The organism is Cyanobium sp. N5-Cardenillas (genome assembly GCF_024345515.1).
Taxonomy (GTDB): domain Bacteria; phylum Cyanobacteriota; class Cyanobacteriia; order PCC-6307; family Cyanobiaceae; genus Cyanobium.
Genome location: NZ_JAGQBG010000013.1, coordinates 1 through 25,745, shown reverse-complemented (window position 1 = coordinate 25,745; position 25,745 = coordinate 1). Strand labels below are relative to the sequence as shown.

Genomic DNA, 25,745 nt, shown 5'->3' with positions numbered 1-25,745 from the left:
TATTTCAAGGTGTTCTCCGAACCCAACCGCCTCACCGTGCTCGAGACCCTGCGTCCGGGACCGCTGAACGTCACCGCCGTCGTCGACAAGACCGGCCTCAGCCAGGCCCTGGTGTCCAAACATCTCAAGCTGCTCACGATCGCCGGTGTGGTGCGCCGCCGTCCCGAAGGCAGCCTGGTGTTCTATGAAGTGATCGACAAGGGCGTCTTCCAGCTCCTGGTTCAGGCCAGAAAGCTGATGCTCGCCTCCCGCCGCCAGCAACTCGATGCCCTTGCGGCCATCCTCTGACCTCCCCGCCGACCTGGACGCCCTCAAACGTGCCCTGGCAGGGGGCCGACGCGACTTTGCCGGTCTGCGGCTGGGGGATCTCGATGGGGTCGCCCTCGATCTGGGCGACTGCAACCTGAAAGGTGGCTGCTTCAAGGAAGGACGCTTCGGCCATGCCCGCCTGGCGGGAGCCAACGTGGAGGGCGCCTGCTTCCAGCAGGCCCTGCTCTGGGGGGCCGACCTCTCAGGCGTGGCGGCCGTCGGCTCCTTCTGGCACGACGCTGACCTGTCGGCGGCCCGGCTGCAGGGGGCCGATTTCGGCGGCGCCCTGATGCACCGCTGTTGCCTGCGGGGCGTGCTGGGGGCCCACAGCCGCTGGCGGGCCGCCCGGCTGGTGGAGGCCGACTTCCGGGGGGGCCTCGACCAGCGCACCGACCTGGGAGGGGCCGATTTCCAGGGGGCCGATCTCAGCTTCGCCCTGCTGCAGGGGGCCCTGCTGCAGGGCAGTGACCTTCGCGGCGCCTGCCTCTACGGCGCCAACATGGAGGGGGCCGATCTGCGCGACGCCGACCTGAGCGGCTGCGACCTGCGGGACACCGATCTCCGGGACGCCATGCTGGATGGAACCCTGCTCCACGACGCCCTGCTGCCATGACCGACTGCTTCGATCTGATCGTCCTGGGGGCGGGCTCCGGGGGCCTGGCCGCCGCCAAGCGGGCGGCCTCCCATGGGGCCTCGGTGGCGATCGTGGAGGGTGATCGGGTGGGGGGCACCTGCGTGATCCGCGGCTGTGTGCCCAAGAAGCTGCTGGTCTACGGCTCGGCCTACCGGCACCTGCTGGCCGATGCGTCCAGCTACGGCTGGCAGCTGGATGGCTTCCGGCCCGACGCCTCGGCGCTTCTCGCCAACGTGCGCCGCGAAGTGGACCGACTCAATGATCTCCACATCAGCCTGCTGGACAAGGCCGGTGTCGAGCTGGTGCGGGGCTGGGGCCGGTTCGCCGATCCCCACCACATCGAGGTGGTTCACGGATCCTCCACCAGCCGACGGCTCAAGGGGGATCGGATCCTGATCGCCGCCGGCGGCCGCCCGCACCGTCCTGTGTTCCCCGGGGCCGAGCTGGGCTGGGTGAGCGACGACATGTTCCTGCAGGAGCGCTTCCCCGACCAGGTGGTGGTGGTGGGGGCCGGCTTCATCGCCTGCGAGTTCGCCTGCATCCTGCATGGCCTGGGGGTGGCGGTGACCCTGCTGGTGCGGGGCGACCATCTGCTGCGGGGCTTCGATCGGGAAGCCTCCGCGGCCGTGCAGGAGGCCATGGAGGCCGAAGGCATCGAGATCCGCTTCGCCCACAGCCCCGCCGCCATCACCGGGGTGCCCGGAGCCCTGGAGCTCGTCACCCAGAGCGGCGAGGTGCTCCCCTGCGGCGGCGTGCTGCTGGCCACGGGACGGCGGCCCTTCCTCGAAGGGCTGCAGCTGGAGTGCGCCGGGGTGGCGGTGGAAGGCCATCGCATCCCGGTGGATGCCGACCAGACCACCAACGTGCCCCACATTTATGCGGTCGGCGACGTGACCGATCGGGTCAACCTGACGCCGGTGGCGGTGGATGAAGGCCGCGCCTTCGCCGACACGGTGTACGGGAACAAGCCCCGACAGGTGAACCACGACCTGGTGGCCAGTGCCGTGTTCAGCCAGCCGGAACTGGCCGGGGTGGGGCTGAGCGAGGAAGCGGCGATCGAACGCTTCGGCTCAGGCGGCATCCGCGTGCACCGGGCCCGCTTCCGGCCCATGGCCCAGGCCCTGCCGGCCCGGGGCCCCCGGGTGCTGCTGAAACTGATCGTGGACAACGCCACCAACAAGGTGGTGGGCTGCCACATGGTGGGCGAGCACAGCGCCGAAATCATTCAGATGGCGGCGATCGCCATCGGCATGGGGGCCACCAAGGCCGACTTCGACCGCACCATGGCCCTGCACCCCTCGGTGGCCGAGGAGTTCGTCACCATGCCCGGCTGATCGGACCCAGGCGGCTCAGAGATCCTCTTCGACGCCAGGCTTGATGGTGCAGTCGGAGAGGGGGTAGCTGACGCAGAGCAGGGCGAAACCTTCGCCGATCTGCTCATCGTCCAGGAAGCTCTGGTCGGACTGATCGACGCTGCCGGAGAGGATCTTGCCGGCACAGGTGCTGCACGCTCCGGCCCGGCAGGAATAGGGCAGATCGATGCCCTGCTCCTCGGCCGCATCGAGGATGTAGGTGTCGTCAGGGCAGGTGAAGGTCTTGCCCCCTTCCAGACTGATGGTGAAGCTCGCCATGGCGCCGGAGCAGGAATCGCAGGAAATCCTTGGGGAGTCTGGCCCGGGTGGATGTATCGAGGCGTACAGCGTGCGCGAGCGGGGACACGCCTGACTCAGGCGGCAGGGCCCGCGGGCGGTTCGGCTGGGAAGCCCCAGGCCCGCCGCAGGGCCGGATCGGTGAGTTCCCAGGCATGCTCACTGGCCACGACGGCGGCCCGGACCCCATGTCCCTCCAACCCCCGCTGCCGCCGGCAGGACTCGAGCCGCTGGCGAAAACACAGGCTTTCCTGCAGCAGCGCCTGGACCCGTTCGGCACCACCGGCACTGGCCTGCATGGTGGGCTGGCTGCCACAGAGTTCGAGGGTTTCGATGTGCTGATCCAGCCAGGCGGCCTCGTACTGGAGCATGGCATCGCTGCAGGCCTGGAGCCGTGCGCCGTAGAGGGCCAGATGCTCCTCAAGCCGGCCTGGAGCCTCACCCCGCTCCGCCGTCGGCAACGGAGTGGAGCGGTCGTGGAGCCGCTGCATGATCTGGCGCAGATAACTCATCGGTGATGGCCTCGAAGCGCGGGCGTGGTCGGTGGGATCAAACGGCGGCCAGGCCCCGTTCGTTGAACATGCCCTCGAACAGAACCGAACTGAGGTAGCGCTCGCCGGAATCGGGCAGCACCACCACGATCGTGCGGCCCGCGAAGGCCTCCTCCCTGGCCAGCCGGAGGGCGGCCACGGTGGCGGCACCGCAGGAGATGCCGGCCAGGATCCCCTCCTCCTTCATCAGGCGGCGGGCCATCGTCACCGCTTCCTCGTCGCTGACGGCCTCGACCCGATCGACCAGGCTGAGATCCAGGTTGGCGGGCACGAATCCGGCGCCGATGCCCTGGATCTTGTGGGGGCCGGGCCTGAGGTCCTCGCCGGCGATGGTCTGGCGGATGACGGGGCTGTTGAGCGGCTCCACCGCCACCGACACCAGGGGCTTGCCGAGGGTGGTCTTGATGTAGCGGCTGACGCCGGTGATGGTGCCGCCCGTGCCGACGCCTGCGACCAACGCATCCACGACACCGTCGGTGTCCGTCCAGATTTCCGGCCCTGTGGTGTCGTGGTGGATGCGGGGGTTGGCCGGATTCATGAACTGCTGCAGCATCACCCAGCGGTCCGGGTCGGACTCCGCCAGTTCCCGGGCCGCGCCGATCGCCCCGCCCATGCCGAGCCGACCTTCGGTGAGAACCAGGTTGGCGCCGTAGGCCGTGAGCAGTTTGCGCCGCTCCAGGCTCATCGTCTCCGGCATCGTGAGCGTGAGGGGGATGCCCCGGGAGGCCGCCACGAACGCCAGGGCGATGCCGGTGTTGCCGCTGGTGGGTTCGATCAGTTCTTTGCCGGGCCCCAGCAGACCATCCTTCTCGGCCTGCCAGATCATCGCGGCGCCGATGCGGCACTTGACCGAATAGGCCGGGTTGCGGCCCTCGATCTTGGCGAGCACCCGGGCCCCGCATCCCTCCGTGACGCGATGCAGCTCCACCAGCGGGGTCTGCCCGATGCTGAGGCTGTTATCGGCATGGATGGGGCTCATGGCGCTCCCTCTGGATCCGGTCCATGGGCACCATAGACAGCGTTCGCTCGCAGAAGACTGTCAAGCAGCTGCGGCACGTCGCGCCGGCGACACCGGCCCATACGATCGTCCTCAGCCATGGAGCATCGCCAGGGTTGAAGACACTGATCCCCGGGATCAATGGGCCCGTCGCCCTGCTGCTGCTGCTGCTCTCCATCGCCGTTGTCACCGTGGCCCTCGACCGGGGCCGCTACTGGTGGCAGTGGTGGCGCACCCGGGCTTCCCGCCGGCAGCAGTGGGAGCGGCTGCTGGCGGACCAGGGGATGCCTGCCGCGGGGCGGAAGCTGGAGGACTGGGACCTGGAGATGCGCTTCGGAGAACCGCTGCTGCAGGCCGCCGTCGTGCTGGCTCCTTTGTTGGGGCTGGTGGGCACCGTGCTCGGTCTGATGCAGGTGCTCTCCAGCCTCGGCCCCCAGTTGCTGCTGCCGGCGGGCGCCAACCTGGCCGGGTTCGGCCAGGTGCTGCTGAGCACGGCCATCGGGCTGGTCGTCAGCCTGATCGCCAGCACCAGCCTGGTCGCCAACCAATGGCTGCGACGCAGCCAGTGCCTGCGGCTGCAGCGCCTCGGCCGTGCCTGGGCCCCCCCGACATGACCTACGCCCTTGCCTCGCTGGTGGGGCTGACCCTGCTGCTGTGCGGATCGGTCGCCGCCCTGGCGGACCTGGCCCGGGAACGCCAGCCGCGGCTGCGCCCCCAGGGCGGGCAGGCCCTCACCGGGGCCCTGTGGATCGTGCAGGCGGCTGACGATCGCTGGTTCGTCAACGGCGAGCCGGTGTCCCGCGGCCGGCTTCCGGGCCTGCTGGCCTCACAGCCGGCCAGCACCGAGATCCGCTTCCTGCCGGCCGGCACGCTGCCGCTGGGGCAGGTGAGCCGCTCCCTGGCCCAGCTGCGCGCGATCAGTCCCCTTCCTGTGGTGCTGGCCCTGCCGGGCAAGGGACCATGAACGCCGAAACCCACCCCAATGGTCCCTGGTTGGCGACGCTGGACGCCCTGGCCCTGGGGGCGATGGCCACGGGACTGGCCCTGCTGACCCTGGCGCTGATCCTGGTTCCCCAGCGGCTGGCCCAGCGGTCGGCGAGCCAGGGGATCGTCAGCCTGCACCTGGCCGCCGACGGGCAGGTGCGGCTGTGGAACCAGCCGGTCCCCAGCGGGCAGCTGGTCGGTGTGCTTCAACGGCTCGAAGCCGGCCCGGGCAACCCCACGCTGCGGTTGGTTCCCGACCGGGACGTGCCCTGGGGGGTGGTGCAGCGGCTGATGGGGCAGCTGGGCCGCTCGGACCTGCCCCTGGAACTGCAACTGCCATGAAAGCCAGACTGTCCTTCCCCCATTGGCGCCATCTCCAGCTGCCCCTGCTGGCGGCCCTGGCCCTGAACGGGCTGCTGCTGCTGCCGGCCCTGCGCCCTTCCCAGCGTCCGGTGGCCAGCAGAGCCGCCGTCACGGCGGACGACACCCCCGAGCTGCTGCGCTTCAGCCGCCAGCAGGCCCGGGAGCCATCCTTGCCCCTGCTGGCCCTGCCTTCCCTCAGCTCCCTGCCGCCGCCACCGCCGACGGATCTGCCGGCCGAGCCCCGCAGCGGGGCGGCCAGCCGGGGGCGGGGCAACGACACCCATGGGGGCCGCCCGAAGGACCCGGTGGCGACCGCCACGGCGGCGGAGCGGGGGGCTGCCCAGGACCGTCCCCTCTCCAGGGCCGGCGCGGAACCCACCGCGGCCACCACGCTGCTCGCCCTCGCCCTGCAGGCCCGGCCCGTCGAGCCGTCCGAAGCCACGGCTTTAGCGGGCCTGTGGGAGCAGGCAACGGCCACAGGGGAGTCTCCCGGCGGGATGGTCGTGCCGGCGGATGGCCTGGAATGGCGGCGGTTGCCCCTGGCCAAGGCCCGCGCCGCCGGTCTGCCCTTCAGCGATCCCATCGCCGTCGTGTCAGGAGGCAAGCTGCTGCTGCTGTGGCCGGAGGGGACGGCGTTCTGGATGCTGGCCGCCGCGGGCAGCAGCAAAACGGTCAGCCCGACCCCCTGAACCCACCGGCACAGGCGGCCCTACGCGTCCAGGGCCGCCAGAGCCTGGAACAGGCGCCGCAGGGCCGCCTCCAGATCCGTGGCGTGGAGCATGCCGTAGCTGAGCCGCAGCAGGCCTTTGCCGCCGGCCGGCGGCAGGCCGAAGCTGTCGCCGGGCAGGGCCGCCACCCCATGCCCCAGCACCAGGTGCCGCATCAGTGACTCCCCATCCCGGGCACAGGGGAAGCGCAGCAGACCATAGAAGGCCCCATCCGGAGGACCCAGCAGCTCCACCGCCAGGCCGCGCTCCCGGGCCTCTGCCACCGCGGCCAGCAACTGCCGGCGCCGCTGGCCGAGGGCCTCCACATGGGGGCGGCACCAGGCGGGTCCGGCCTCCAGGGCCGCCAGCGCCGCCCGCTGGCTCACCTGGGGCGGGCAGATCAGCACCGTGTCCTGAACCTTGGCCAGGGCCCCCATCAGCTGGCGGGGCACCGCCGCGTAGCCCACCCGCCAGCCCGCCATGCCGTAGGCCTTGGACAGGGAGAACAGGGACACCGTGTGGCCGCCGCTGCCCGGCAACCGGCCAGGGCCTGCATGGGGCACCGACCCATGGACGAAATCGGCGTAGGCCTCGTCGCTCACATGGACCAGCCCGTGGCGGTGGCAGAGGCGATTGATGGCGGCCAGCACCTCCGGTGGGGTCACCAGGCCGCTGGGGTTGTTGGGGGAGATCGTCACGATGGCGCGGCTGCGGGGGGTGATCGCCGCCGCCAGCCGGTCGGGATCGGGCACCAGCCCCGCCGCCACCGGCACGGGCACGCCACCGGCCAGGCGGATCGCCATGGCGTGGTTGAAATAGAACGGCAGGGGCAGCAGCACCTCGTCGCCGGGGTCGCAGAGCACCTGGGCGATGGCGTTGAAGGCCATGTTGCTGCCTGCCGTCACCAGCAGCTCGCTGCCCTCGAGATCCAGGCCGCGCCCTTCGGAAAGCTCCCGGCGCACGGCCTCCAGCACATCCGCCTCGCCCTGCACCGGCCCGTAGCGATCGAGGCGCCGATCCGTCTGGGCCAGGGCCACGGCCACGGCCCGGCCCACCCCCGGCGGTGGCGCCCAGGCCACCATGCCCTGGGCCAGGGAGAGGGCCTGCGGGCGCTGGCGCATCAGGGCGCCCACCTGGGCGATGACCGGATCGGCCACCGCCGCCATCCGTGCTGCCGCCCGGGGGAAAGCGTCCCCCATCTCAGGCCCCCGCCGGCAGCAGCAGTTCCATCACGGCGCCACCATCGGGATGGTTGGCGGCCTGGATGCGGCCGCCGTGGGTGACGGCGATCTGCTGGACGATCGCCAGGCCGAGGCCGCTGCCGCCCCGATCGCTGCGCACCCGGGAGGGATCACCGCGGTAGAAGCGCTCGAACATGTGCTCCAGGTCGTCCTCACTCAGGCCAGGGCCCTCGTCGCGGATGGTCAGCAGGCACCACCCCGCTCTCACTTCGATCTCCACCCACACCGTGCCCCCGTCCGGGCTGTAGCGCAGGGCGTTGTCGAGCAGGTTGAGGATGGCCCGGTGCAGCAGTGAGCCATCGCCCATCACGCCCAGGGGGGACCCGGCCGCCAGCTGCAGGCGAATGGAACGGCGCTCCGCCAGGGGGCGCAGACCCAGCCACACCTGCTGCACCAGCTGGGGCAGATCGACACGGCCGCGCAGGCGTAACCCCTCCGGCAGGGAGTTCTCCAGCCGGGACAGCTCCAACAGATCGCCGACGAGCCGTTGCAGCCGCAGCAGTTCCCGCTGCAGCCGTTCCACCAGTACCGCATTGGCGTCATTGACGTGGGCCGACAGGCTGTCCCCCACCAGCAGCAGGGCCGTGAGGGGTGTCTTGAGTTCGTGGGCCACATCGCTCACCCAGCGCTCCTGCTGCTCCAGCTGGGCTTCGAGCGAACGGCGGCTCTGCAGCATCACCGCCACCCAGCCGCCATCGCCGGGCAGGACCACCACCGCCAGTTGCTGGTCGCCGGGCTCCCAGTCCAGCCGCTGGGGACGCTCCCGCCGGCGGGCGTTGCGGATCCCTTCGAGCAGCTCGGTTGACTGGCAGACCCTCTCGAGCGGTTCCTGACGGCGCAGTCCCGCCCCGGGCACTTCCAGCAGCCGTTCGGCCCGCAGGTTGATCAACTGGATGCGATCGGCCTTGTCGAGGATCAACCAGCCATCGGGGGCTTCGCCGATCCAGCCCAGCAGCTGGCGCAAGGAAAGCCCGGAAAGGCCCTGGCCGGGGCGGCGGCGGCGGCGCCCCAGCAGCCAACCCAGGACGAGCCCGAGCAGCCCGGCCAGCAGCAACCCCATTCAGCCGAAGCGGTAGCCGAAGCCCCGGACAGTGATCAGATGCTCGGGCGACGAGGGGTTGGCCTCCAGCTTTTCACGCAGCCAGCGGATGTGCACGTCGACGGTCTTGCTGTCGCCGAAGTAGTCGTAACCCCAGACCCGTTCCAGCAGCTTGTCGCGGCTCCAGACGCGGCGGGGGTTCTGCATGAACAGCTCCAGCAGCCGGTACTCCTTGGGGGAGAGATTCACCTCGAGGCCATCGCGGGTGACCCGGCACTCCTCGGGGAAGAGGCTGAGGTTGGCGTGGTGGAACACCTTGGCGGTGACCTCCAAGGAGCGGCTGCGGCGCATCAGGGCGCGACAGCGGGCCACCAGCTCGCGCAGGCCGAAAGGTTTGATCAGGTAGTCGTCGGCGCCCACCTCCAGCCCAAGCACCCTGTCGGTCTCGCTGTCGCGGGCGCTGACCACCAGGATCGGGGTCTGGTTGCCAGCCAGGCGCAGCTGGCGGCAGAGATCCAGGCCCCCCAGGCCCGGCAGCATCAGATCCAGCACCACCAGGGAAAACTCCTCACCCGGCGGGCACTCCTGCAGGGTTCGCAGGGCCTCACGGCCGTTGCCGCAGGCCGTGACCGAGAACCCCTCCAACGCAAGCACATCTCGGATCGTCTCGCGGATCGTGTCGTCGTCCTCGACGACCAGGAGGGGGGGATGCATGGCGCCATTATCGGCGTCATCGGGGGCGAGCCCCCAGAACTGTGTCAACGACGTGGGAGATAGCTGACAACCAGGCGGCGCTGGCCGTCGAGCTGCAACCAGCCTTCATCGCGCAGGGCGCCGATCACGCGGGTGACGGTGACGCGGGTGGTGGCCAGGGCGCTGGCCACCTCCTGGTGGGTCAGGCGCAGGTTGAGGCGCAGGCCCGACTCGCAGGGTTGGCCGTATTCGCTGGCCAGGAGCTCAAGGAACCCGCGCACCCGTTCGTCGACGCGCTTGAGCCCCATCAGGGCCAGCAGGGCCTGGCTCTGATGGATGCGCTGGCCGAGGGCCTCCAGCATGGCCACGGCCAGGGTCCCGTCCTGGCGGATCTCGCTGCAGCTCAGGCAGAGGAGGTCGGTATCGACCAAGGTGGAAGCGGAATAGGCCTCGACGCCGTTGAGGGGATCGCCGAAGGGTTCGTTGGGGCCAGCCAGCCCGAGCAGCATGTCGTCGCCGTGAATCGTGATGGCACTGAGTTTCACCATGCCCCGAACCACAAGCCAGACGTTGTTCTTCAGCAGTGGCACATTGCTGCCGGCGCTGACATGAACCAGGCTGCGTTTCTGGTAATTGGCCTCAAGCAGGTCGCGGAATCCATCCTTGCTACCGGATTCACGGGAGGGCGTGAATACCATCGGGAAAAGCGCGTCGGATGCACGCAACTGTATGCAGCAACACCGAGGGAATGAGCAAAGAGCTGGTAGTACTTTGGTTAAGGGCTTGGTAAGGCCAGGACCGGCAGGGCCGCATCCAGGTGGCTGTCGGAGCGCCGTTCAAGCCAGAGGGCCATCGACAGGCTGCGGCGCCGTTCGGGGAGCATCAGCCCCTCGGCATGCTGCCGCCACTGCCCCCAGCAGTCCTGGGCCCTGCGGCGCAGGAGGGCCTCCAGGGCCGGCAGGCTTCCGGCCAGACCGGACGGCAACTGGTCATCGATCGCCCGTTCCAGGACATGGAGATCGTTGAGTTCCCCCAGCAACTCCTGCAGATCCCTCAGTTCCACCACCCACTGCCGGCAACGCGAGCCGGTGACGGCTCCGAGGTTCTCCATTCCGTAACGGGCCGTCTTGAGTCGCTTGCGCAGGTCGTGTACCCGTTCCATGTCCCCCTCCTGCTCGCGGATGAACCAGCCTGGGTGCTGGAACAGCCCGGCGATCATCGGGGCCTGCCACTCCAGGGTCCACCCCACCAGCGGCAACTCCCCCAGCGGCGTGAGATCGGGGTGCCGCAGCCAGCCCTGCAGCTGGGACAGCAGCTTCAGATAGCCGCCGCTCTGCAGGGTGCCGACCACCTGCTCGTAGGCCAGGGCCCGCTCGCGCCGCAGCTGTTTCAACACCGGCTTGAGGGCCTTGCGCTCCGCTTCGGGCAGCTCGGGCATCAGATCCTTCTCCAGTCGTTCCCTGAGCACATCCAGGTCCCGCGCCATGCCGAGCCGCCGCACCGTCTTGGCCAGGCGAGGGTCGGCGACGGCCCTGGGCAACTGCAGGGCGGGGGCGAACTGGTGCAGGCAGGTGCGCAGCCGCCGCAGGGCCACCCGCATCTGATGCAGGGGTTCGGGGTCGCTGTCGGCCAGCACCGGCCCCTGCAGGGAGACCAGCTTGTCGGTGAACCGAGCGATCAGATCAACGGCGAACGCTCCGTTGCTGAACGGGTGGTCATCGTGCGGGCTGGCCATGGGAGGGGCCCGGAGGCCTCAGCGGGGTGATTTCGAACGGATCTGCTCGAAGCTGCGCCGGATCGCTTCGTTGATCGAGAGCCCGATGGGCAGATCGCCCCCGAAGGAGGTGCCGATCAAGTGGCGATAAAGCTTGGATTCCACAACACGATAGGTGTCCGGAGGCAGGGGAATCACGCCGGCCCTCTCACTGAATCGCAACCCGCCCTGGACCGTAAAGGTGATGAAACGACGCACCTCGGGCCGGTTCCTGAGATCCTTGTCGTTGATGTAGACGAACAGGGGTCGCGAAAGCGGCACGTAGCGCTCCTGCTGCACGTTGTCGATGGTCGGTGGCCAGGTTCCCCTGGGACCAGTGACGGCGAGCGCCTTCAGCTTGCCGGCCTGGGCGCGGTAGTAGGAAAAGCCGAAGTAGCCGAGGGCCAGGGGGTTTTTCTCAACACAACGTACAAGAACGTTATCGTCTTCGCTGGCGGTGTAATCGGTGCGGGAATTCGTTGGATCTCCGTTGATGGCCTTGTTGAAGTAATCAAACGTTCCCGAGTCGGCCCCCGGGCCGCACAGGTTGATCGGCCGATCCGGCCAGGCCGCATTCACCTGCTTCCAGCGCTTGATGCGTCCCTGGGCCTTGCGGTTCCACAGGGTGGAGAGCTCGGCCGTGGTGATGCTGCTGGCCCAGCTGTTGCTGGGATGGACCACCACCGAAATGGCATCGAAGGCCATCGGCAGTTCGATGAAGGTGACCCCCTTGGCGGCGCAGGCCTTCAGCTCCTTGGAGCTGATCGGACGGGAGGAGTTGCTGATCGGAATCTCCCCGCGGCAGAAGCGGCGCATCCCGGCCGAGCTGCCCGTCTCCTTCAGCGCGATGCTGACGGGCCGATCTCCCTGGCGCTTCTGGAAGGCCCTGGCGGCCTCTTGCATGATCGGAAACACCGTGCTGGAGCCTTCAATGCGCACCACCGGAGCCGCCCCCGTCTGGGCCCGGGCTGGCACCGTTGCCAGGGACGGCGCCAGCCAGGCCCCGAGCAGGACACCAAGACAGCTGCTGGCCATTACGCACCTGGACCGGACTGTCACAGGCAGCTTCAAGACCATGGTTCGTGCCAGCAAAGGAAGGGCGCTGCGCCGATCCTGCACCAGCAAGCCAAAGGGTTGGGTTAAGAAGAGATTGTGGCTGCAACAGAAGGATCCCGCCCCCACGGGCTGTCGTGGCGAGCCAACCTCAGCCCTGCCCGGTCCAGTCCTGGAACCAGCCCCGCCGCCAGAGCCACCAGGCCTGGAGCACGGCGATCAGGAGCATCAGCAGCATGACGAGGGCGTAACCGTAATGCCACTTCAGCTCGGGCATGTTCTCAAAGTTCATGCCGTAGACGCCAGCGATGAAGGTGAGCGGCGCGAAGATGCTGGTGAGGATCGTGAGGGTCTTCATCACCTGGTTCATCCTGTTGCCGACGCTGGCCGCATAGGACTGGGTGATGGCATCGCACTGATTCCGCAGCGACCCGCAGGCCTCGAACAGCTGGTCGACCAGTTCGGCCATGTCCCGGAAGCCTTCCAGCGCCTCGGTGCCCAGCAGCCGTTGCCGTTGGCGGAGCAGCAGGCCGATCTGGTGCCGCAGGGGCCAGATCAGGGTGCGAATGGTCCGCAGGTTGCTCCTGAATTCATAGGAGCGCCGCAGGATCAGGGGGCGGGGGTTGCGCAGGGAGGATTCCTCCAGAGCATCCAGCCGCTGGGACATCGCCTCCAGCATCGGGAACAGATCATCGAGCAGGTCATCGATGACAAAGTGCAGGATGTCGTCCAGGTTCCTGTCGGCAATTGACCCCGACTTGGACAGCAGCCAGTCGGTGAGATCCGGGAAGGGAGCGCCACCGCAACCTTCCTCCAGGGTGATCAGCAAGCCGGGCAGCAGCACCAGGCCCACCTGCTCGCTGACCAGATGGGCCGGGTCCTTGGCGAAACTGAGCCGGTGCAGCACCACCAGCAGCAGCTCATCCAAGCCATTCACCTGGGGCCGCTGGGGCACCTCGAGCAGGGGGGCCAGCACGACCGCCGGCACCTCCAGGCGATCCAGGAGCTGCTGGATGTAGCGGCGATCCCCCAGCCCCTGCAGGCGCAGCCACAGGGGGGTGCCGGCCTGGCGCAGGCTGGCCAGCTGCTCGATGGCGGGGGCGGGGGTCCGCACCGGCCCGGAATCCAGGAACAGCACCGCGTCGGCCCGGGTGGGCCCGAGCCCACCGTGGACGTAGAGATGGGTGGGAAGGCCCGCCGGACGCTGCTCCAGGCGCTGGGAATTCAGCGCCCCTGGGGTGAGTCGCACGACTGACGTCCCGGTTGTTGCCATGATTCAACCGCAACTGCCGGGCGGAAGGTATGGCGTGCTGTGGTGGGCCGACGCGGGGCCTGGGGCTGTGGCACGGACCTTTACGGGGCCTTAAAGCGCTCTGGCTATGTTGGACACTGGATCATCGTTGATATTGACAAACCAGCCCTCCACGGGACCGCTGAATCCCGAACTCGGCCGGCCGGAAAGGGATGTCAAATCTCCCATGGAGGCCCACGGAAGCTACCGCGGCAGCGACTGGAGCCCGGAGCGGCTGATGTTCCATCAGAATCTGGAGTCCTTCGCCGACCAGGTCGGGCTGATCGTCGGTCTTCAGGCCAACGGCAAGATGAGCCAGGACGAGGCCTACGAGAAAATCAAGAAGATCTGGAAAGGCCTCAAATTCACCCGCGATTCCCTGTTCGACGGCTCCAACGACTGACCCGTTTCCGCTGAATTCCCCGGGCAGGCTCACGGCAGTGGGGCATCGGGTTCACAGTTGCTCCGGAACGACAGGCAGGTGATCAGGGGTACGTTGCGATCGCTGCGGTCGCTGGCGCTGCGGGCCATGATCGCCTCCAGCACCTTCACGGTGGCCGTGATGTTGGGTCCCTTGTTGAGCATCACCGCATCGGCCCGGGCGCCCATGGCCGCATCGGTGATCTCGGCGCGGGTGGGATGGCCGTGCTGGGCCAGCGTGTCGAGCACCTCGGTGGCCCAGATGCAGGGCACGTGCGCCGCGGCGCAGATCCGCAGGATCTCCTCCTGAATGGGTGCCAGGGCCTCCCAGCCGCACTCGATCGCCAGATCGCCCCGGGCGATCATCACGCCCACCGGGGCGCTGTGGGCCATGGCCGCCAGCAGCAGCCGGGGCAGGTTCAGAAAGGCCTGGCGGGTCTCGATCTTGAGCACCACCGCCAGATCGCCCCGGCCCCGGTCCTCCAGGCACTGGCGCAGGGCCTGGATGTCGGACTCCCGGTGCACGAAGGAATAGCTGACCATGTCAGCGTGTCGCGTCACGAACGCCAGGTCCTCGATGTCCTTGGCGGTGAGGGCCGGCGTGCGCAGTTCACTGTCGGGGAAATTGATCCCCTTGTCGGAGCGGAGCCGGCTGCCCCTGGCCTGGGCCATGGTGACCTCCACCACCACCTCCTGGGCGGACACCCCACGGATCACGGCGCCGATGCGGCCATCGTCGAAGAGCACCCGTTCGCCGAGGCCAACATCGCCGAAGACATCCGGCAGGGTGCAGGGGAGCGTGGCGCCGCCCTGGTCCGGCTCCGGCGTCAGGCGGAGGACGTCGCCCGGACGCAGCAGCCGTTCGCCGCTCACCGGCGCCAGCGGACCGACACGCAGCCGGGCTTTGCCGTGCCGCTGGCGGAACACCAGGCCGGACGTGAAATGGCAGGTCTTTTCGGCCTGCAGCAGCAGAACCCCATCGGGGCCGCGTCGAACCACCCGGAGGGTGCGCCGGCGGCCGGAGGCATCCCGCCCCTGCAGGCGATTCCCCTGCTTCAGCCGCTTCGCCCTGGACAGTCGCGCCGTCAGCCGCACGGATTCCGTGTCCTGCGGCCGGGGCAAGGCCCCAGGCGGCACCACCAGGATCCGCACCGGCTGGGTGGGCCGCCCCGTCCGGTCGCGGGGGGGACGGGCGCGGATCACCGCGGGCTGGGGGGCCAGCTGGCCGGTGCGCAGTTTCGGGCCCGCCAGGTCCATGGCGAGCGCACAGGGGCGGCCCGTGCTCACCCGGGCCGCCCTGAGCGCGTCCACCATCCGGCCCCAGACCCCGGGATCGTCATGGGCGCAATTGATGCGGGCGATGGTCATCCCCGCCGTCAGCAGATCCGCGACCAGGGCGGGACGCTCGGCCGCCTCCGCCGGCAGGGTGACCATGATTCCGGCGACCCCCGCGGCGGCCAGGGCTCCGAACAGCCGGTCGCAATGCTGCTCCAGCGCGTCGGGACCGCCCAGACCGGGGGGGCCGCCCGGCTGTTGCTGCGTCGCCGCCGAGGGGCCCAGACCTTCGAGCGCCTCCAGGGCGGTGATCACCGCCTCCAGACTGGCCAGCAGGTGGGCATCACAATCGGTGAGGGGACACAGGCCCCGCTGCCGCAGCGCCTTCGGCAGGCCCGGGTGGGCATGGCGGTGGAAGGCAATGAAATGCAGCAGGTTGCGGGCACTGGACCGGTAGTCGGGGTGAATGGTCTCCAGGCAGGCGGCCTCCTCCACCTCGATGCGCTCCAGGGTGGCCCTGAGGGCCCGCAGCGTGTCGAGCATCCAGAGGGCCGGGGCGGCCGTGGGGTCCGTCATGGCCGCAGGCCCTCGCTGGCTGCAGCTTCAGCCACGGCAACGGCTTCCACTGTGCAGTGGAGGCCCTGACGACGCAACTCCTCCGCCAGCTGTTCGGCCAGCTCGCGGTCGAGGGCCGGGGTGAGGTGCTCCTTTCCATCGAGCAGGGGCACCATCGTCCCCGGTGCGCCGCCCAGGTGCCGCGCCAGGGACTGCAGCGCCTCGAAGCGACCTTCTTCCCTGGGGGAGCCCTGCAGGCGCAGGCGCCAGGCGGGCGGAACGGGGCAGCCCAGCTCGATCCGGCGCAGCTGACCCAGGGTGGCCAGCACCACCAGTTGATCCCCCGCCGCCAGGACCAGATCCAGGGAGGGCAACACCAGGGGGGAACTCCGTCCGGGACGCAGCAGATGGATGGTGGTGACCCCGTAGCCCTGCTCGACCCGGGACAGGTTCAGACCCCACAGGCCATCGCTCTGCTGGATCCGATAGCGCACCAGCAGGTGGTTGGCCCCATCGATGCGGCAGATCTCCTCCACCCGCTCGCCGAAGGCCGTGGCCACAACCGCATCGGCCACCAGATCCATGCTGGAGATCACCGCCATGCCGCCGAGCAGGTCGCCCAGTTGTTCGGCCGCCTCGACGGCATGGGAGAGGATCACGTAACGGGCCCCAGGCCAGGACTTCTGCAGCTGGAAGGTCTCCTGCAGGTTGGCGAGCAGATCGACGGAGAGCAGGCCGATCCCCTCCAGCCGGCAGTGCTGCAGAGCGGCGAGGGCCGCTTCCCAGCGATGGAACACCACCTGCCCCGACCGGTGCAGCGGCGTCACGGGTCGCGTGTCGATCCGCAGCACCTGCAGGCCATCCCTGACCAGATTGTCGGCGACCCGCACGGCGAGCTCGTCCCCTTCGGCCAGCAGGATCCAGCGGCTGCCGCGCCGGAAGCGGCCGGGATGGCCCAGTCCGAAACGCTCGCGCAACAACCGTTCCAGGATCACCGCCACCAGGGCGGAGGTGAGCAGCGTGCCCACCAGGGAATACAGCAGGGTGACGCCGATCAGCCAGGGGGACGCCGCCGCGATGCCGTCATCCGGGGGCAGCAGCACATTCACCGGATCGACGAACTCCCCCAGCAGCAGCGCCAGGGTGACGAACACCCCCTGCCTCCAGCCGCCACCGGCGGAGAACAGGGCCAGACCCAGGGCCATCAACGCCAGGATCACCAGCAAGCCGATCTGCTGGAGCCGGCTGCACTGCCGCCACAGGCGCAGCGGAGCCCCAAGGCCGCGGCGCAGGGCCAACCACCGGCCCCTGGCCGTCGTGGCGGGGACCGCCTCCGCCGAGCGGTGGTGGTGCGAGCCCATCGGCAGCACCTGCAGGGGCCGGGCCGGACCCGGGCCGTCCTGGCGCAGGCTGCGCTGCTGCCGGCGGGCCGGGTCGTTTCCCTCCACCACCAGGTAGGACTGGCCATCCACCCGGAAGCAGGCCTCCTGGTCACCGGGCCGGAGGGCCTCGGTGATCGCCCCGGCCGTGAGCAGCAGGGGATCCACCACGGCCACCCCGGGCAGGCGCTCCTCGAGCAGGGCCCCGAGGCTGGCCAGCTGGCCGGAGGAGCGCACCACCAGGTCGGCCGTGGGGTTGAGCAACCTCACCTGCAGGGCCGCTTCCACGTTGACCGTGCTTTCACTGCTCAGCAGCAGCACGGCGCGGGCCGTCTCGACCCCGGCCTGGGAGAGCACATGGGGCAGGCGCATGTCCCCCAGCACCAGGGTGGATCCGAAGCGTTCCTCCAGGCGGGGATCGCGCCAGTCCGGCCGCTCCCGGTCCAGACAGCGCAGCGGTACGTCGAAGGGCAGCAGGCGCAGCAGGCAGGCCTGGCCCAGGGATCCCAGGCCACAGATCAGCACCGAGCCCTCCCGTGGGCAGGACGCCCCGGGGCTGGAGGACGGAGCAATGGTCACCCCGGGCTGGGCTACAGGGTCGGGAATGGAACGCTGGCGGGCTCTCCCATCTTCCCAAGCCAACGTTGATGCCGCTTCCCCCGGGTCTTAACCATCCGTGGTGAAGGTGAGACTGTGCCCATGCCCGTCCAGCCATGACCAGCACCCTCGCCCCCGTGATGGGCCTCCCCGAGCCCGGCACCTATGCCGATCCCCAGCGCAACGGCCTGGCGGCGAAGGATCTGCTCGACGGCCTCATCGAGCACCTCTTCTATTCCCTGGGCCGACGGGTGCAGGAGGCCGACCGCCACGACCTCTACATGGCGCTCAGCTACGCCGTGCGCGACCGGCTCATGACCCGCTACCTGGCGGGCATCGAAGCGATCGCCGCCAATCCCAAGCGGATCGTGGCCTACCTCTCGGCCGAATTCCTGATCGGACCCCAGCTCGGCAACAACCTGCTGATGCTCGGCATCCAGGAGGAGGCCGCCGAGGCCCTCAAGCAGTTCGGCATCAACGACATCGAGGAGATCCTCGACGTGGAGGAGGAGCCGGGCCTGGGCAATGGCGGCCTCGGCCGCCTGGCCGCCTGCTTCCTCGAATCCCTCGCCTCCCTCGAGATCCCCGCCACCGGCTACGGCATCCGCTACGAGTTCGGCATCTTCGACCAGCTCATCCGCGACGGCTGGCAGGTGGAGATCACCGACAAGTGGCTCAAGGGCGGCTGGCCCTGGGAGATCGTTCAACCGGAGAAGGCCTGTGTCGTCGGCTTCGGCGGCCACACCGAGAGCTACCGCGACGACCACGGCATCGACCGGGTGCGCTGGGTCCCGGGCGAGCATGCCATCGGCATTCCCCACGACGTGCCGGTGCTGGGCTACCGGGTCAACACCTGCGACCGGCTGCGTCTCTGGCGGGCCGAGGCCTGCGAATCCTTCGACTTCCAGACCTTCAACAGCGGCGATTTCTACGGCGCCGTCGAAAGGAAGGTGGGCTCGGAAACGCTCTCCAAGGTGCTCTATCCCAATGACGGCACCGATGCAGGACGGCGCCTGCGCCTGATGCAGCAGCACTTCTTCGTCAGCTGCTCGCTGCAGGACATGATCCGCAGCCTCGATGCCCGCGGCATTCCCATCCAGGACTTTCCCCAGCACTGGGCCGTCCAGCTCAACGACACCCACCCCTCGATCGCCGTCGCCGAGCTGATGCGGCTGCTGCTCGACGACAAGCACCTCGAGTGGGACGCCGCCTGGGCCATCACCACCGCCTGCCTCTCCTACACCAACCACACCCTGCTGCCCGAGGCCCTCGAGAAATGGGGTCTCGATCTGTTCGGGTCGCTGCTGCCCCGCCACCTGGAGCTGATCTTCGAGATCAACCACCGCTTTCTCCAGCAGGTGCGCCTCCGGTACCCCGGCAACGACGCCGTGCTGCGGCGCCTGTCGATCATCGATGAAGCCGGCGAGCGGGCCGTCCGCATGGCCCACCTCGCCACCGTCGGCTCCCACCACGTCAACGGGGTGGCCGCCCTGCACAGCGCCCTGGTCAAGCAGGACCTGTTCCCCGAATTCGCCGCCCTCTGGCCCGAGAAGTTCACCAACGTCACCAACGGCGTGACACCACGCCGTTGGGTGGCCCTGGCCAACCCGCAGCTCTCGGCCCTGCTGGACGCCTCGATCGGCGACGGCTGGGTGCGCAACCTTGATGAGCTGCGCCAGCTGGAGCGCTACGCCGAGGACAGCGGCTTCCTGGAGAACTGGGGGGCCACCAAGCTGTCGGTGAAGCGCCACCTCACCAACTACATCCACCGCCACACGGGCGTGCTGGTGGATCCGGCCTCGATGTTCGACGTGCAGGTGAAGCGCATCCATGAGTACAAGCGCCAGCACCTCAACGCCCTCCAGGTCATCGCCCAGTACCTGCGCATCAAGAACGGCCTCGCCGATGGCCTCGCACCCCGCACCGTGATCTTCGGCGGCAAGGCCGCCCCGGGTTACGCCATGGCCAAGCTGATCATCCGCTTCATCAACGGCATCGCCGATGTGGTGAACGCCGACCCCGACATGGACGGCCGTCTGCGCGTCATCTTCCTGGCCGATTACAACGTCAAACTCGGTGAGCGCGTCTACCCCGCCGCCGACCTCTCCGAGCAGATCTCAACCGCCGGCCTCGAGGCCTCCGGCACCGGCAACATGAAATTCATGATGAACGGCGCCCTCACCATCGGCACCCTCGATGGGGCCAACGTCGAGATCCGCGAGCAGGTGGGGGCCGACAACTTCTTCCTCTTCGGCCGCACCACCGAGGAGATCGCCCAGCTGCGACACGAGGGCTACCGGCCCTGGGAGCTGATCGGCTCCACCCCGGAGCTGCCGGAGGTGCTGCACCTGATCGAGAGCGGCCACTTCAGCAACGGTGACAAGGAACTGTTCCGGCCCCTGCTGGACAACCTCACCGGCCGTGACCCCTTCTTCGTGCTGGCCGACTTCGCGGCCTACCTGCAGGCCCAGCAGGCGGTCAGCGACGCCTGGGCCGACCGCCCCCGCTGGAACCGGATGTCCCTGCTGAACACCGCCCGCAGTGGCCTGTTCTCCTCGGATCGCTCGATCCGGGAGTACAGCGAGCGGATCTGGAAGACCGAGGAATTCCCCGTGACCATCACCTGCGAGATCGACGAGGCCCCGGCCAAGGGCCGCAAGCTGCCGGCGGCCCAGTGAAGGGGCCGGGGCGGTTCAGCCGCCCCGGTGATCGGGCAGATCGGGCGTCTGGTGCAGGAGGCGGTTGAGCCGCAGTCGGTCGGCGTTGAGGGGATCGGGGGCGAGTTCGCCGGCCACCTCCCGGAAGGTCTGCTCCACGGGCTCGGGCACCCGCACATCAAAGATGCGCTCCATCAGCGCTTCGATGGAGAACAGGTGGGCGTTGATGTTCTCCAGGTCGGCCATGGCCTGCTGGATGGCATCGCTTTCGGGCAGGGCCTCGCCACTGGCCTCCTGCAGTCCAGGCTCGGGGGCCGCAGGGTTGGGGGGGGCGTCGCCGTCGCCGTGCTGCTTCTGGAGCTCCTCCAGCACCCGGCCGGCCAGGGTGCGGAACGACTGCAGGGCAGCCCAGTTGAGCTCCTGCTGTTGGCGGAGGCTTGGATTTTCTCGGATCAGCCGGTCGTGTTCCCGATAGAACCGCTGGCAATCAGGACATTGGCAGGGCTCTTCTGGCACCGCGTCCCTTCTTTCATTCAACGACCATCATGGCACCGTCAGGCCGCCAGGGGGCCCTGATCGGGCCGATCCCCCGCCTCACTGAGCATCGGCAGGGGGATTTCGATCGAGCTGACCACCTGAATCACGTCACGCAGGCGCATGGAATCGGCGAACCAGCCCATGGCCTGTTCAACGTCGCCGCGGCGTTCGGCATCGCTGGCCTGCTCCTCATGGGCGTCGGCGAGCAGGGCCAGCCAGCAGAGGCAGCGGGCCTGAACCACGGAGAGATCCAGCTCATCGGGATGGGCATCGGCGATGGCCTCGCTCTCCTGTTGCACCAGCAACCGCAGGCGCAGGTCGTGAAGCTGGGTCATCCACTGCTGACGACTGAACTCACGCTAGCGGGAGCGTCCGGTCTGGGGAAGGCCACCATCGGTAGCGCAGGTTACGGGCCTGGCGTTTCGGGCCTGGCCAGGTGTTCAGTTGCCGGCGTAGGCGATGCCGGCTTCCACCTCGGCGATCGCCTGGTTGACCAGGGCGATCGCCCGGTCACGGTGCCCACCCTTGTTGGGGGCAGCCATCTGCAGGGACGACCTGGCGCCGAACAGCGCATTCAGGGCGTTCTGCATGTTGGGCTGCTGGGCGATGGCCACCCCCGATGACACCGCCACGCCGGCAAGGAACGCGGCTGGGACGGCCAGCCAGCGGCTGGCGTAGGGACGAGGGGCCATGGCCTTAAGAATTGCTCAAGGAAATCTAAGCCGTCCGGCCGTGGGGGGCGTCAGCGGCTCTGGCAACGGGGCTGGCGGGACTCGAACCCACGACCTACGGTTTAGGAAACCGTCGCTCTATCCGGCTGAGCTACAGCCCCTTACCCTTGATTATGAAGGCTGTAGGACCCCGCCAAGGCCAGCGCCGGACGCCCTGACCGCGGAACAGAGCAAGAGCCCTGCACGGACGTCGCCCCCGAAAACCCAAGGCTGGACTGGGGGGCCTGGACAGGGGCGCCGCCAGGTTGTGCGGGTTTACGAACGACAACGGGCGGATTCTGTGAAACGGGTGAGAGGTGGTAGTATTTCGGCGGTACGACTCCTTTCCTCTTACCCACCATGCTTTCGCTCAGAACGCCTATAGGCCTTGGGGCAGCGCTCAGCGCAAGCCTGGCCGCCTCTCTCCTCGGCGCCACCTCGGCCCAAGCCCAGGTCATCAACGCCCCCTCCGGCGGATTCCCCGGTGGCGTTGAAGGCACCGCCGTCGTTGCCCAGTGCGGTAACAACACGGTCGCCGGCTCCACCATCTTCAGCATGACCGAGAAGTTCGCCTGCCAGATCGGCGACAAGATCTACAGCGACTTCTTCCTGACCAACGACAGCAACGGTGCTCTGAGCAACGCCGCCTTCCTCTTCCAGAACGTGGGCGCCAACCACACCCTGGCCGCCTTCGGTGCCTTCCTCCCCGGCACCTACACGTTCGGCTACACCATGACGGTGTTTGACGCCCTCAACTCTGGTCAGAGCCTTGCGAGCATCCGTACCGATGCCCTCAACTCGGCCGTCGGCGATAACGTTCCCGCCTGGACGAAGACCCTGACAGCCATCACCGACGGTCCGACCATCGACACCGAAAGCTCCAGGGCTGGCTTGAATCAGTTTGACAACGGTCCGGTGTCCTTCCCCGTGAATGACCAGCCTGTCGTGGCTGATTTCATCTCCGAGCTCTTTGTTGACGACATCGCCAACAACTTCACCCCTGGTTTCAGCGACACGGTGACCAAGAAGTTCATCGATCAGAAGGTGCCCGGCCCCCTGCCCATCCTGGGTGCCGCCGCCGCCTTCGGCTTCTCCCGCAAGCTGCGCAGCCGTATCAAGCAAACCGTCTGAGCTTCGCTCCTTCCGGTTTCCATCTCCCCCACTCCGGTGGGGGATTTTTTTTGGCCGTCATCGGGTCACGACTCCTTGCTCCCAGGGGCGCTGCTCCTGACAAAACGCCGCGCAAAGCTAGATTTGGCCCTGCCAGCAGAGAAAAGCCCAGGTATGGATGCGACTGAACCCAGTTTTTCCGGCAGCACCGAGGTCCGCATCCGCAAAGAAGCCGCCCAGGCCTTTTCCGTCGTTGGCCTGATTTCCATCGGCCTCGGGCTCGTCATGCTGGTGTTCGGTTCGCTTCCGGTGCGGCTGCTCGACCCCGCCTGGCAGTTGCAGTTCTCTGGCGCCTTGACCGGAGCAGGCTTTTCCCTGCTGATCGGCACCCTCCTGATCTGCACCGCCAGCGCCTTCCCCGGCGCCTCCCAGCCCGCCCACGGCAACGTGAAGTTACTGCGCAACATCTGCACCTGGGTGGCGATTCTCTACCTGGTGCTGATACCGGTTCAGCTGTATGCAGGCATGCGTGTCCTGCAGCAGAAATCGAGCGAAGAAGGCCGAACCCAGGCCGCCTGGAAGAAGTTCAAACGCCAGCTCGAGGCCACCAGCAGCGAGCAGGAGCTGCGCGCCTTGCTCGGAAAACTGACCCAGCCGATCAATCTTCCGCCCAAGCTGAATCAGCCGTTTCTCTCCTTCAAGCAGACCATCGTGGCCCAGGCGGATTCCCGCTTCAACGCCCTCGTTTACCGGACCGATCAGGCCCGTTCCCAGCGCCTGCAGAACTTCATTGGCGAAGCTGCGAACAACTGCATCAAGTCCTTGCTGTTCGCGGCCGGCTTCGCCGCCTTCGCCCAGGTCCGTGAAGGCGACCCCACCCTGCTGGAGAAGGCCCAGGGGTTGTTCGGCAACAAGACCCGCCGGCGCAGCCGCACGGTTTGAGGCCGTGCGGCGGGCTCCTTACACTGACGTCGGAAAGCAGGCGAGGTGATCGCGATCGGTGCGGTGCGGCCCTCGGGCCATGGCCGCGGCCGGTTGAGGAAAGTCCGGGCTCCCCAATGGCCAGGCCTGCTGGGTAACGCCCAGTGCGGGTGACCGTGAGGACAGTGCCACAGAAACACACCGCCGATGGCCCGGGCTTGCCCGGTGCACAGGCAAGGGTGCAAAGGTGCGGTAAGAGCGCACCAGCGGCATCGAGAGGTGCCGGCTTGGTAAACCCCGGCTGGGAGCAAGGCCCAGGGACAGCGGTTGGCCATCTTCCCCGTCCCGATTCCCATGCGCCGCTCGAGGCCGCCGGTGACGGCGGTCCCAGACAGATGATCACCCCCCCTGCCACCGGCAGGGGAGAACAGAACCCGGCTTACGTCCTGCTTTCCCCCCTTGCCCCACGATGACTCCCCAACGCCGCCAGCAGCTCCTGGCCTTTCTGGAGAGTCTCGGCTTCGACAGCGGCAACGACCTGCTGCCCCTTGATCCGGCCGCCGACGCCGGCGCCCTGGCCACCCTGGATGAGGCCCTCACCCACAGCTCCACGGGGCTGCCCCGCCATCACGACCGCCTGGAGTTCCTCGGCGATGCGGTGCTGCGCCTGGCGGCCGCCGAGTTCCTGCGCTCGGCCTACCCGTCCCTGAGCGTGGGCGACAGTTCCGCCCTGAGGGCCCAGCTGGTGTCCGACCGCTGGCTGAGCGATCTGGCCCGTGCCATCGCCCTGGAGCCGGTGCTGCTGCTGGGGGCGATGGCCGCCGGCGACCGGGCCGGCCGCGCCACCGTGCTGGCCGAATGCTGCGAAGCGCTGGTGGGCGCCATCTACACCGTGGGCGGCGGGCCCCGGGGCGGGCTGGTGGCCGTGCAGCACTGGCTGGCCCCCCACTGGCAGGCCAGCGCTGCCGAACTGCTGGCCGATCCTTTGCGCCACAACTGGAAGTCGGCGCTGCAGGAATGGAGCCAGGGCCAGGGGAAGGGCCTGCCCGCCTACCACTGCCAGGAGCGCAGCCGGGTGCACGGGGATCCGGAACGCTTCGAATGCCGCGTGGAGGTGGCTGACCTCAGCGGGGAGGGCCGGGGCGGCTCCCGCCGGGAGGCGGAGCAGCAGGCGGCCAGGGCAGCCCTGGAGGCCTTCGACCTCAGGCCTGCTCCAGGGTGCTGAGGGGCACGGTCACCAGCTTGTCCCAGTTGCCGCCTTCGAACAGCACCGCCGCCATCACCCCGCTGATGCGCTGCACGAAGCCCTGGTAGCCGTTGTAGATCGAGCGGGGATCGCGCACCACCACGGTGGAACCGGGCAGGATCGGACTGCTGGCCATGGCGGAGCTTCCGGAAGGAGCCATCAAGTGGGGCCATTATCGGTGCCTGGAGGCCCGTTGCGATGATGCGCCGCGAAGCAAGCGCTCAGGCCGTGGCCGACACCAGCAACGAGGTCCCCGGGGCCGATCCGGGGGAGCTGATGGCCGTGGGCCGGTTCGTGGCGGCCCAGGGCATGGGCGGTGAGGCGCGCCTGCTGCCCCTCAGCGACTTCCCCGAGCGCTTCACCAGGCCTGGGATGCGCTGGCTGCAGGCCCCCAAGGGCGAACCGCGGCCGGTGCGGCTGCTGGCCGGCCGGCCCCTGCCGGGGAAGAACCTGTTCGTGCTGCGCCTCGAAGGCGTCAGCGACCGCACCGGCGCCGAAGCCCTGGTGGGCCAGCACCTGCTGGTGTCCGCCGACGACCGTCCCAGCCTGGAGCCGGGGGAGTTCCACCTGCTTGATCTGGTGGGTCTGCAGGTGCGGCTGCTGGAGGAGCCGCAGGCGTCCCTCGGCACCGTCACCGACCTGATCCATGCCGGCAACGATCTGCTGGAGGTGGAGCTCACGGCGGGGGGCCGGCGGTTGCTGATCCCCTTCGTGGCGGCGATCGTGCCGGAGGTGAACCTGGCGGAGGGCTGGATCGGCCTGACGCCGCCCCCCGGCCTGCTCGACCTCTGAATCGGCCCCGGGTGCACAGGAACGCTGACGGCCGGGGCCAGCTCGGGTTGAATGGGCCCGACTGATGGTCCTGCGGGACAGCGCGGCATCCATGGCCTCCCCCTCCCTGGTTCCGGTGATCCTCTGCGGCGGCACCGGCACCCGCCTCTGGCCCCTGTCCCGGGCCAGCTACCCCAAGCAGTACTGGCCCCTGGCCGGCACCACCGAGGAAACCCTCCTGCAGCAGACCCAGCAGCGGCTGCAGGGCCTGCCCGACCTGGCGCCGCCGTTGCTGATCTGCAA

The 25,745-nt window shown here is 68.7% G+C and carries 30 protein-coding genes, 1 tRNA gene and 1 other RNA gene; 15 read left to right on the top strand and 17 right to left on the bottom strand.

The window, feature by feature from the left end; all coding sequences use genetic code 11:
• From KBZ04_RS02160 to gorA, 3 genes are all read left to right on the top strand, one after another.
• Positions 1-288: ArsR/SmtB family transcription factor (locus tag KBZ04_RS02160; RefSeq protein ID WP_254990261.1), on the top strand; the 288-nt coding region annotated here is incomplete at its 5' end.
• A complete protein-coding gene (locus KBZ04_RS02155) occupies positions 266-922 on the top strand; it encodes a pentapeptide repeat-containing protein (protein ID WP_254990260.1) in 657 nt (218 codons plus the stop codon). The genes KBZ04_RS02160 and KBZ04_RS02155, both read left to right, overlap by 23 nt.
• On the top strand, positions 919-2,277 hold the full coding sequence (gene gorA, locus KBZ04_RS02150) for a glutathione-disulfide reductase (protein ID WP_254990259.1): 1,359 nt from the start codon (positions 919-921) through the stop codon (positions 2,275-2,277). Before KBZ04_RS02155 ends, gorA begins: the two co-directional genes overlap by 4 nt.
• A 15-nt stretch (positions 2,278-2,292) precedes the next feature.
• Here gorA and KBZ04_RS02145 read toward each other — a convergent pair whose 3' ends face one another.
• The 3 genes from KBZ04_RS02145 to cysK all read right to left on the bottom strand — a co-directional run bounded on the left by KBZ04_RS02145 (position 2,293) and on the right by cysK (position 4,122).
• A complete protein-coding gene (locus tag KBZ04_RS02145) occupies positions 2,293-2,574 on the bottom strand; it encodes a 2Fe-2S iron-sulfur cluster-binding protein (RefSeq protein ID WP_254958765.1) in 282 nt (93 codons plus the stop codon).
• A gap of 95 nt (positions 2,575-2,669) precedes the next feature.
• A complete protein-coding gene (locus KBZ04_RS02140) occupies positions 2,670-3,104 on the bottom strand; it encodes a hypothetical protein (RefSeq protein WP_254990258.1) in 435 nt (144 codons plus the stop codon).
• Between the two features lie 37 nt (positions 3,105-3,141).
• Positions 3,142-4,122, bottom strand: coding sequence for a cysteine synthase A (cysK, locus tag KBZ04_RS02135; RefSeq protein ID WP_254990257.1), 981 nt, complete (start codon positions 4,120-4,122; stop codon positions 3,142-3,144).
• A gap of 134 nt (positions 4,123-4,256) precedes the next feature.
• Here cysK and KBZ04_RS02130 point away from each other — a divergent pair, with 134 nt between their 5' ends.
• Genes KBZ04_RS02130 through KBZ04_RS02115 form a run of 4 tightly spaced genes read left to right on the top strand, consistent with a single transcriptional unit; the run spans position 4,257 to position 6,176 of the window.
• Positions 4,257-4,754 (top strand): MotA/TolQ/ExbB proton channel family protein, encoded by a 498-nt coding sequence (locus tag KBZ04_RS02130; protein ID WP_254990256.1) that lies wholly within the window; start codon positions 4,257-4,259, stop codon positions 4,752-4,754.
• The gene (locus KBZ04_RS02125; protein WP_254990255.1) at positions 4,751-5,104 is read left to right on the top strand and encodes a hypothetical protein; all 354 of its coding nucleotides are present in this window, start codon (positions 4,751-4,753) and stop codon (positions 5,102-5,104) included. The genes KBZ04_RS02130 and KBZ04_RS02125 overlap by 4 nt, the downstream gene beginning before the upstream one ends.
• Positions 5,101-5,466: an ExbD/TolR family protein gene (locus KBZ04_RS02120; RefSeq protein ID WP_254990254.1), complete on the top strand. Its 366-nt coding sequence runs from the start codon at positions 5,101-5,103 to the stop codon at positions 5,464-5,466. The genes KBZ04_RS02125 and KBZ04_RS02120 overlap by 4 nt, the downstream gene beginning before the upstream one ends.
• A complete protein-coding gene (locus tag KBZ04_RS02115; protein WP_254990253.1) occupies positions 5,463-6,176 on the top strand; it encodes a hypothetical protein in 714 nt (237 codons plus the stop codon). The genes KBZ04_RS02120 and KBZ04_RS02115 overlap by 4 nt, the downstream gene beginning before the upstream one ends.
• 20 nt (positions 6,177-6,196) lie before the next feature.
• Here KBZ04_RS02115 and KBZ04_RS02110 read toward each other — a convergent pair whose 3' ends face one another.
• The 7 genes from KBZ04_RS02110 to corA form a co-directional block, all read right to left on the bottom strand.
• Positions 6,197-7,393, bottom strand: coding sequence for an aminotransferase class I/II-fold pyridoxal phosphate-dependent enzyme (locus tag KBZ04_RS02110; RefSeq protein WP_254990252.1), 1,197 nt, complete (start codon positions 7,391-7,393; stop codon positions 6,197-6,199).
• A 1-nt stretch (position 7,394) separates the two neighbouring features.
• Entirely contained in the window at positions 7,395-8,495 is a 1,101-nt protein-coding gene (locus tag KBZ04_RS14165) for a sensor histidine kinase (protein WP_261350814.1), read from the bottom strand.
• Positions 8,496-9,188: a response regulator transcription factor gene (locus tag KBZ04_RS02095; protein ID WP_254990251.1), complete on the bottom strand. Its 693-nt coding sequence runs from the start codon at positions 9,186-9,188 to the stop codon at positions 8,496-8,498.
• Between the two features lie 44 nt (positions 9,189-9,232).
• Positions 9,233-9,865, bottom strand: a complete 633-nt coding sequence (locus tag KBZ04_RS02090; protein WP_254990250.1) for a Crp/Fnr family transcriptional regulator — start codon at positions 9,863-9,865, stop codon at positions 9,233-9,235.
• Between the two features lie 77 nt (positions 9,866-9,942).
• Entirely contained in the window at positions 9,943-10,902 is a 960-nt protein-coding gene (locus KBZ04_RS02085) for a CHAD domain-containing protein (protein WP_254990249.1), read from the bottom strand.
• 18 nt (positions 10,903-10,920) lie between these two features.
• Entirely contained in the window at positions 10,921-11,955 is a 1,035-nt protein-coding gene (locus KBZ04_RS02080) for a PstS family phosphate ABC transporter substrate-binding protein (RefSeq protein WP_254990248.1), read from the bottom strand.
• A 169-nt stretch (positions 11,956-12,124) separates the two neighbouring features.
• Positions 12,125-13,222 carry a magnesium/cobalt transporter CorA gene (gene corA, locus KBZ04_RS02075; RefSeq protein ID WP_254990247.1) on the bottom strand — a complete coding sequence of 366 codons (1,098 nt, stop codon included), beginning with the start codon at positions 13,220-13,222 and terminating at the stop codon, positions 12,125-12,127.
• A 229-nt stretch (positions 13,223-13,451) separates the two neighbouring features.
• Here corA and KBZ04_RS02070 point away from each other — a divergent pair, with 229 nt between their 5' ends.
• The gene (locus KBZ04_RS02070) at positions 13,452-13,667 is read left to right on the top strand and encodes a hypothetical protein (protein ID WP_254990246.1); all 216 of its coding nucleotides are present in this window, start codon (positions 13,452-13,454) and stop codon (positions 13,665-13,667) included.
• A gap of 29 nt (positions 13,668-13,696) precedes the next feature.
• Here the strand turns inward: KBZ04_RS02070 and KBZ04_RS02065 are convergent, their stop codons facing one another.
• Positions 13,697-15,535 (bottom strand): pyruvate kinase, encoded by a 1,839-nt coding sequence (locus KBZ04_RS02065; protein ID WP_254990245.1) that lies wholly within the window; start codon positions 15,533-15,535, stop codon positions 13,697-13,699.
• Entirely contained in the window at positions 15,532-17,472 is a 1,941-nt protein-coding gene (locus tag KBZ04_RS02060) for an NAD-binding protein (protein WP_254990244.1), read from the bottom strand. The genes KBZ04_RS02065 and KBZ04_RS02060 overlap by 4 nt, the downstream gene beginning before the upstream one ends.
• A 134-nt stretch (positions 17,473-17,606) precedes the next feature.
• Between KBZ04_RS02060 and KBZ04_RS02055 the strand changes: the two genes are divergently transcribed.
• The gene (locus KBZ04_RS02055; protein ID WP_254990243.1) at positions 17,607-20,168 is read left to right on the top strand and encodes a glycogen/starch/alpha-glucan phosphorylase; all 2,562 of its coding nucleotides are present in this window, start codon (positions 17,607-17,609) and stop codon (positions 20,166-20,168) included.
• Between the two features lie 15 nt (positions 20,169-20,183).
• Here KBZ04_RS02055 and KBZ04_RS02050 read toward each other — a convergent pair whose 3' ends face one another.
• The 4 genes from KBZ04_RS02050 to KBZ04_RS02035 form a co-directional block, all read right to left on the bottom strand.
• On the bottom strand, positions 20,184-20,663 hold the full coding sequence (locus KBZ04_RS02050) for a hypothetical protein (RefSeq protein ID WP_254990242.1): 480 nt from the start codon (positions 20,661-20,663) through the stop codon (positions 20,184-20,186).
• Positions 20,664-20,701: 38 nt separating this feature from the next.
• A complete protein-coding gene (locus KBZ04_RS02045) occupies positions 20,702-21,019 on the bottom strand; it encodes a hypothetical protein (RefSeq protein ID WP_254990241.1) in 318 nt (105 codons plus the stop codon).
• Positions 21,020-21,124: 105 nt separating this feature from the next.
• The gene (locus KBZ04_RS02040) at positions 21,125-21,376 is read right to left on the bottom strand and encodes a hypothetical protein (protein WP_254990240.1); all 252 of its coding nucleotides are present in this window, start codon (positions 21,374-21,376) and stop codon (positions 21,125-21,127) included.
• 66 nt (positions 21,377-21,442) lie between these two features.
• Positions 21,443-21,516 (bottom strand) — tRNA-Arg (locus KBZ04_RS02035).
• 238 nt (positions 21,517-21,754) lie between these two features.
• Between KBZ04_RS02035 and KBZ04_RS02030 the strand changes: the two genes are divergently transcribed.
• The 4 genes from KBZ04_RS02030 (at position 21,755) to rnc (ending at position 24,650) form a co-directional block, all read left to right on the top strand.
• A complete protein-coding gene (locus KBZ04_RS02030; RefSeq protein ID WP_254990239.1) occupies positions 21,755-22,525 on the top strand; it encodes a hypothetical protein in 771 nt (256 codons plus the stop codon).
• A 75-nt stretch (positions 22,526-22,600) separates the two neighbouring features.
• A complete protein-coding gene (locus tag KBZ04_RS02025; protein ID WP_254990238.1) occupies positions 22,601-23,446 on the top strand; it encodes an HpsJ family protein in 846 nt (281 codons plus the stop codon).
• A gap of 32 nt (positions 23,447-23,478) precedes the next feature.
• Positions 23,479-23,883, top strand: an RNA gene (rnpB, locus tag KBZ04_RS02020) — RNase P RNA component class A.
• An 11-nt stretch (positions 23,884-23,894) separates the two neighbouring features.
• Complete coding sequence (rnc, locus tag KBZ04_RS02015) at positions 23,895-24,650, top strand: ribonuclease III (protein ID WP_254990237.1); 756 nt, start codon at positions 23,895-23,897, stop codon at positions 24,648-24,650.
• On the opposite strand, the gene KBZ04_RS02010 is transcribed toward rnc, so the two are convergent.
• Complete coding sequence (locus KBZ04_RS02010) at positions 24,628-24,831, bottom strand: NAD(P)H dehydrogenase subunit NdhS (RefSeq protein WP_409995924.1); 204 nt, start codon at positions 24,829-24,831, stop codon at positions 24,628-24,630. The genes rnc and KBZ04_RS02010 overlap by 23 nt on opposite strands.
• 38 nt (positions 24,832-24,869) lie before the next feature.
• On the opposite strand from KBZ04_RS02010, the gene rimM reads away from it, so the two are divergent.
• Both rimM and KBZ04_RS02000 read left to right on the top strand, forming a co-directional pair.
• Positions 24,870-25,463: a ribosome maturation factor RimM gene (gene rimM / locus KBZ04_RS02005; protein WP_254990236.1), complete on the top strand. Its 594-nt coding sequence runs from the start codon at positions 24,870-24,872 to the stop codon at positions 25,461-25,463.
• Positions 25,464-25,554: 91 nt separating this feature from the next.
• Positions 25,555-25,745, top strand: a 191-nt coding sequence (locus tag KBZ04_RS02000) for a sugar phosphate nucleotidyltransferase (RefSeq protein WP_254990235.1), incomplete at its 3' end; no start/stop codon positions are given.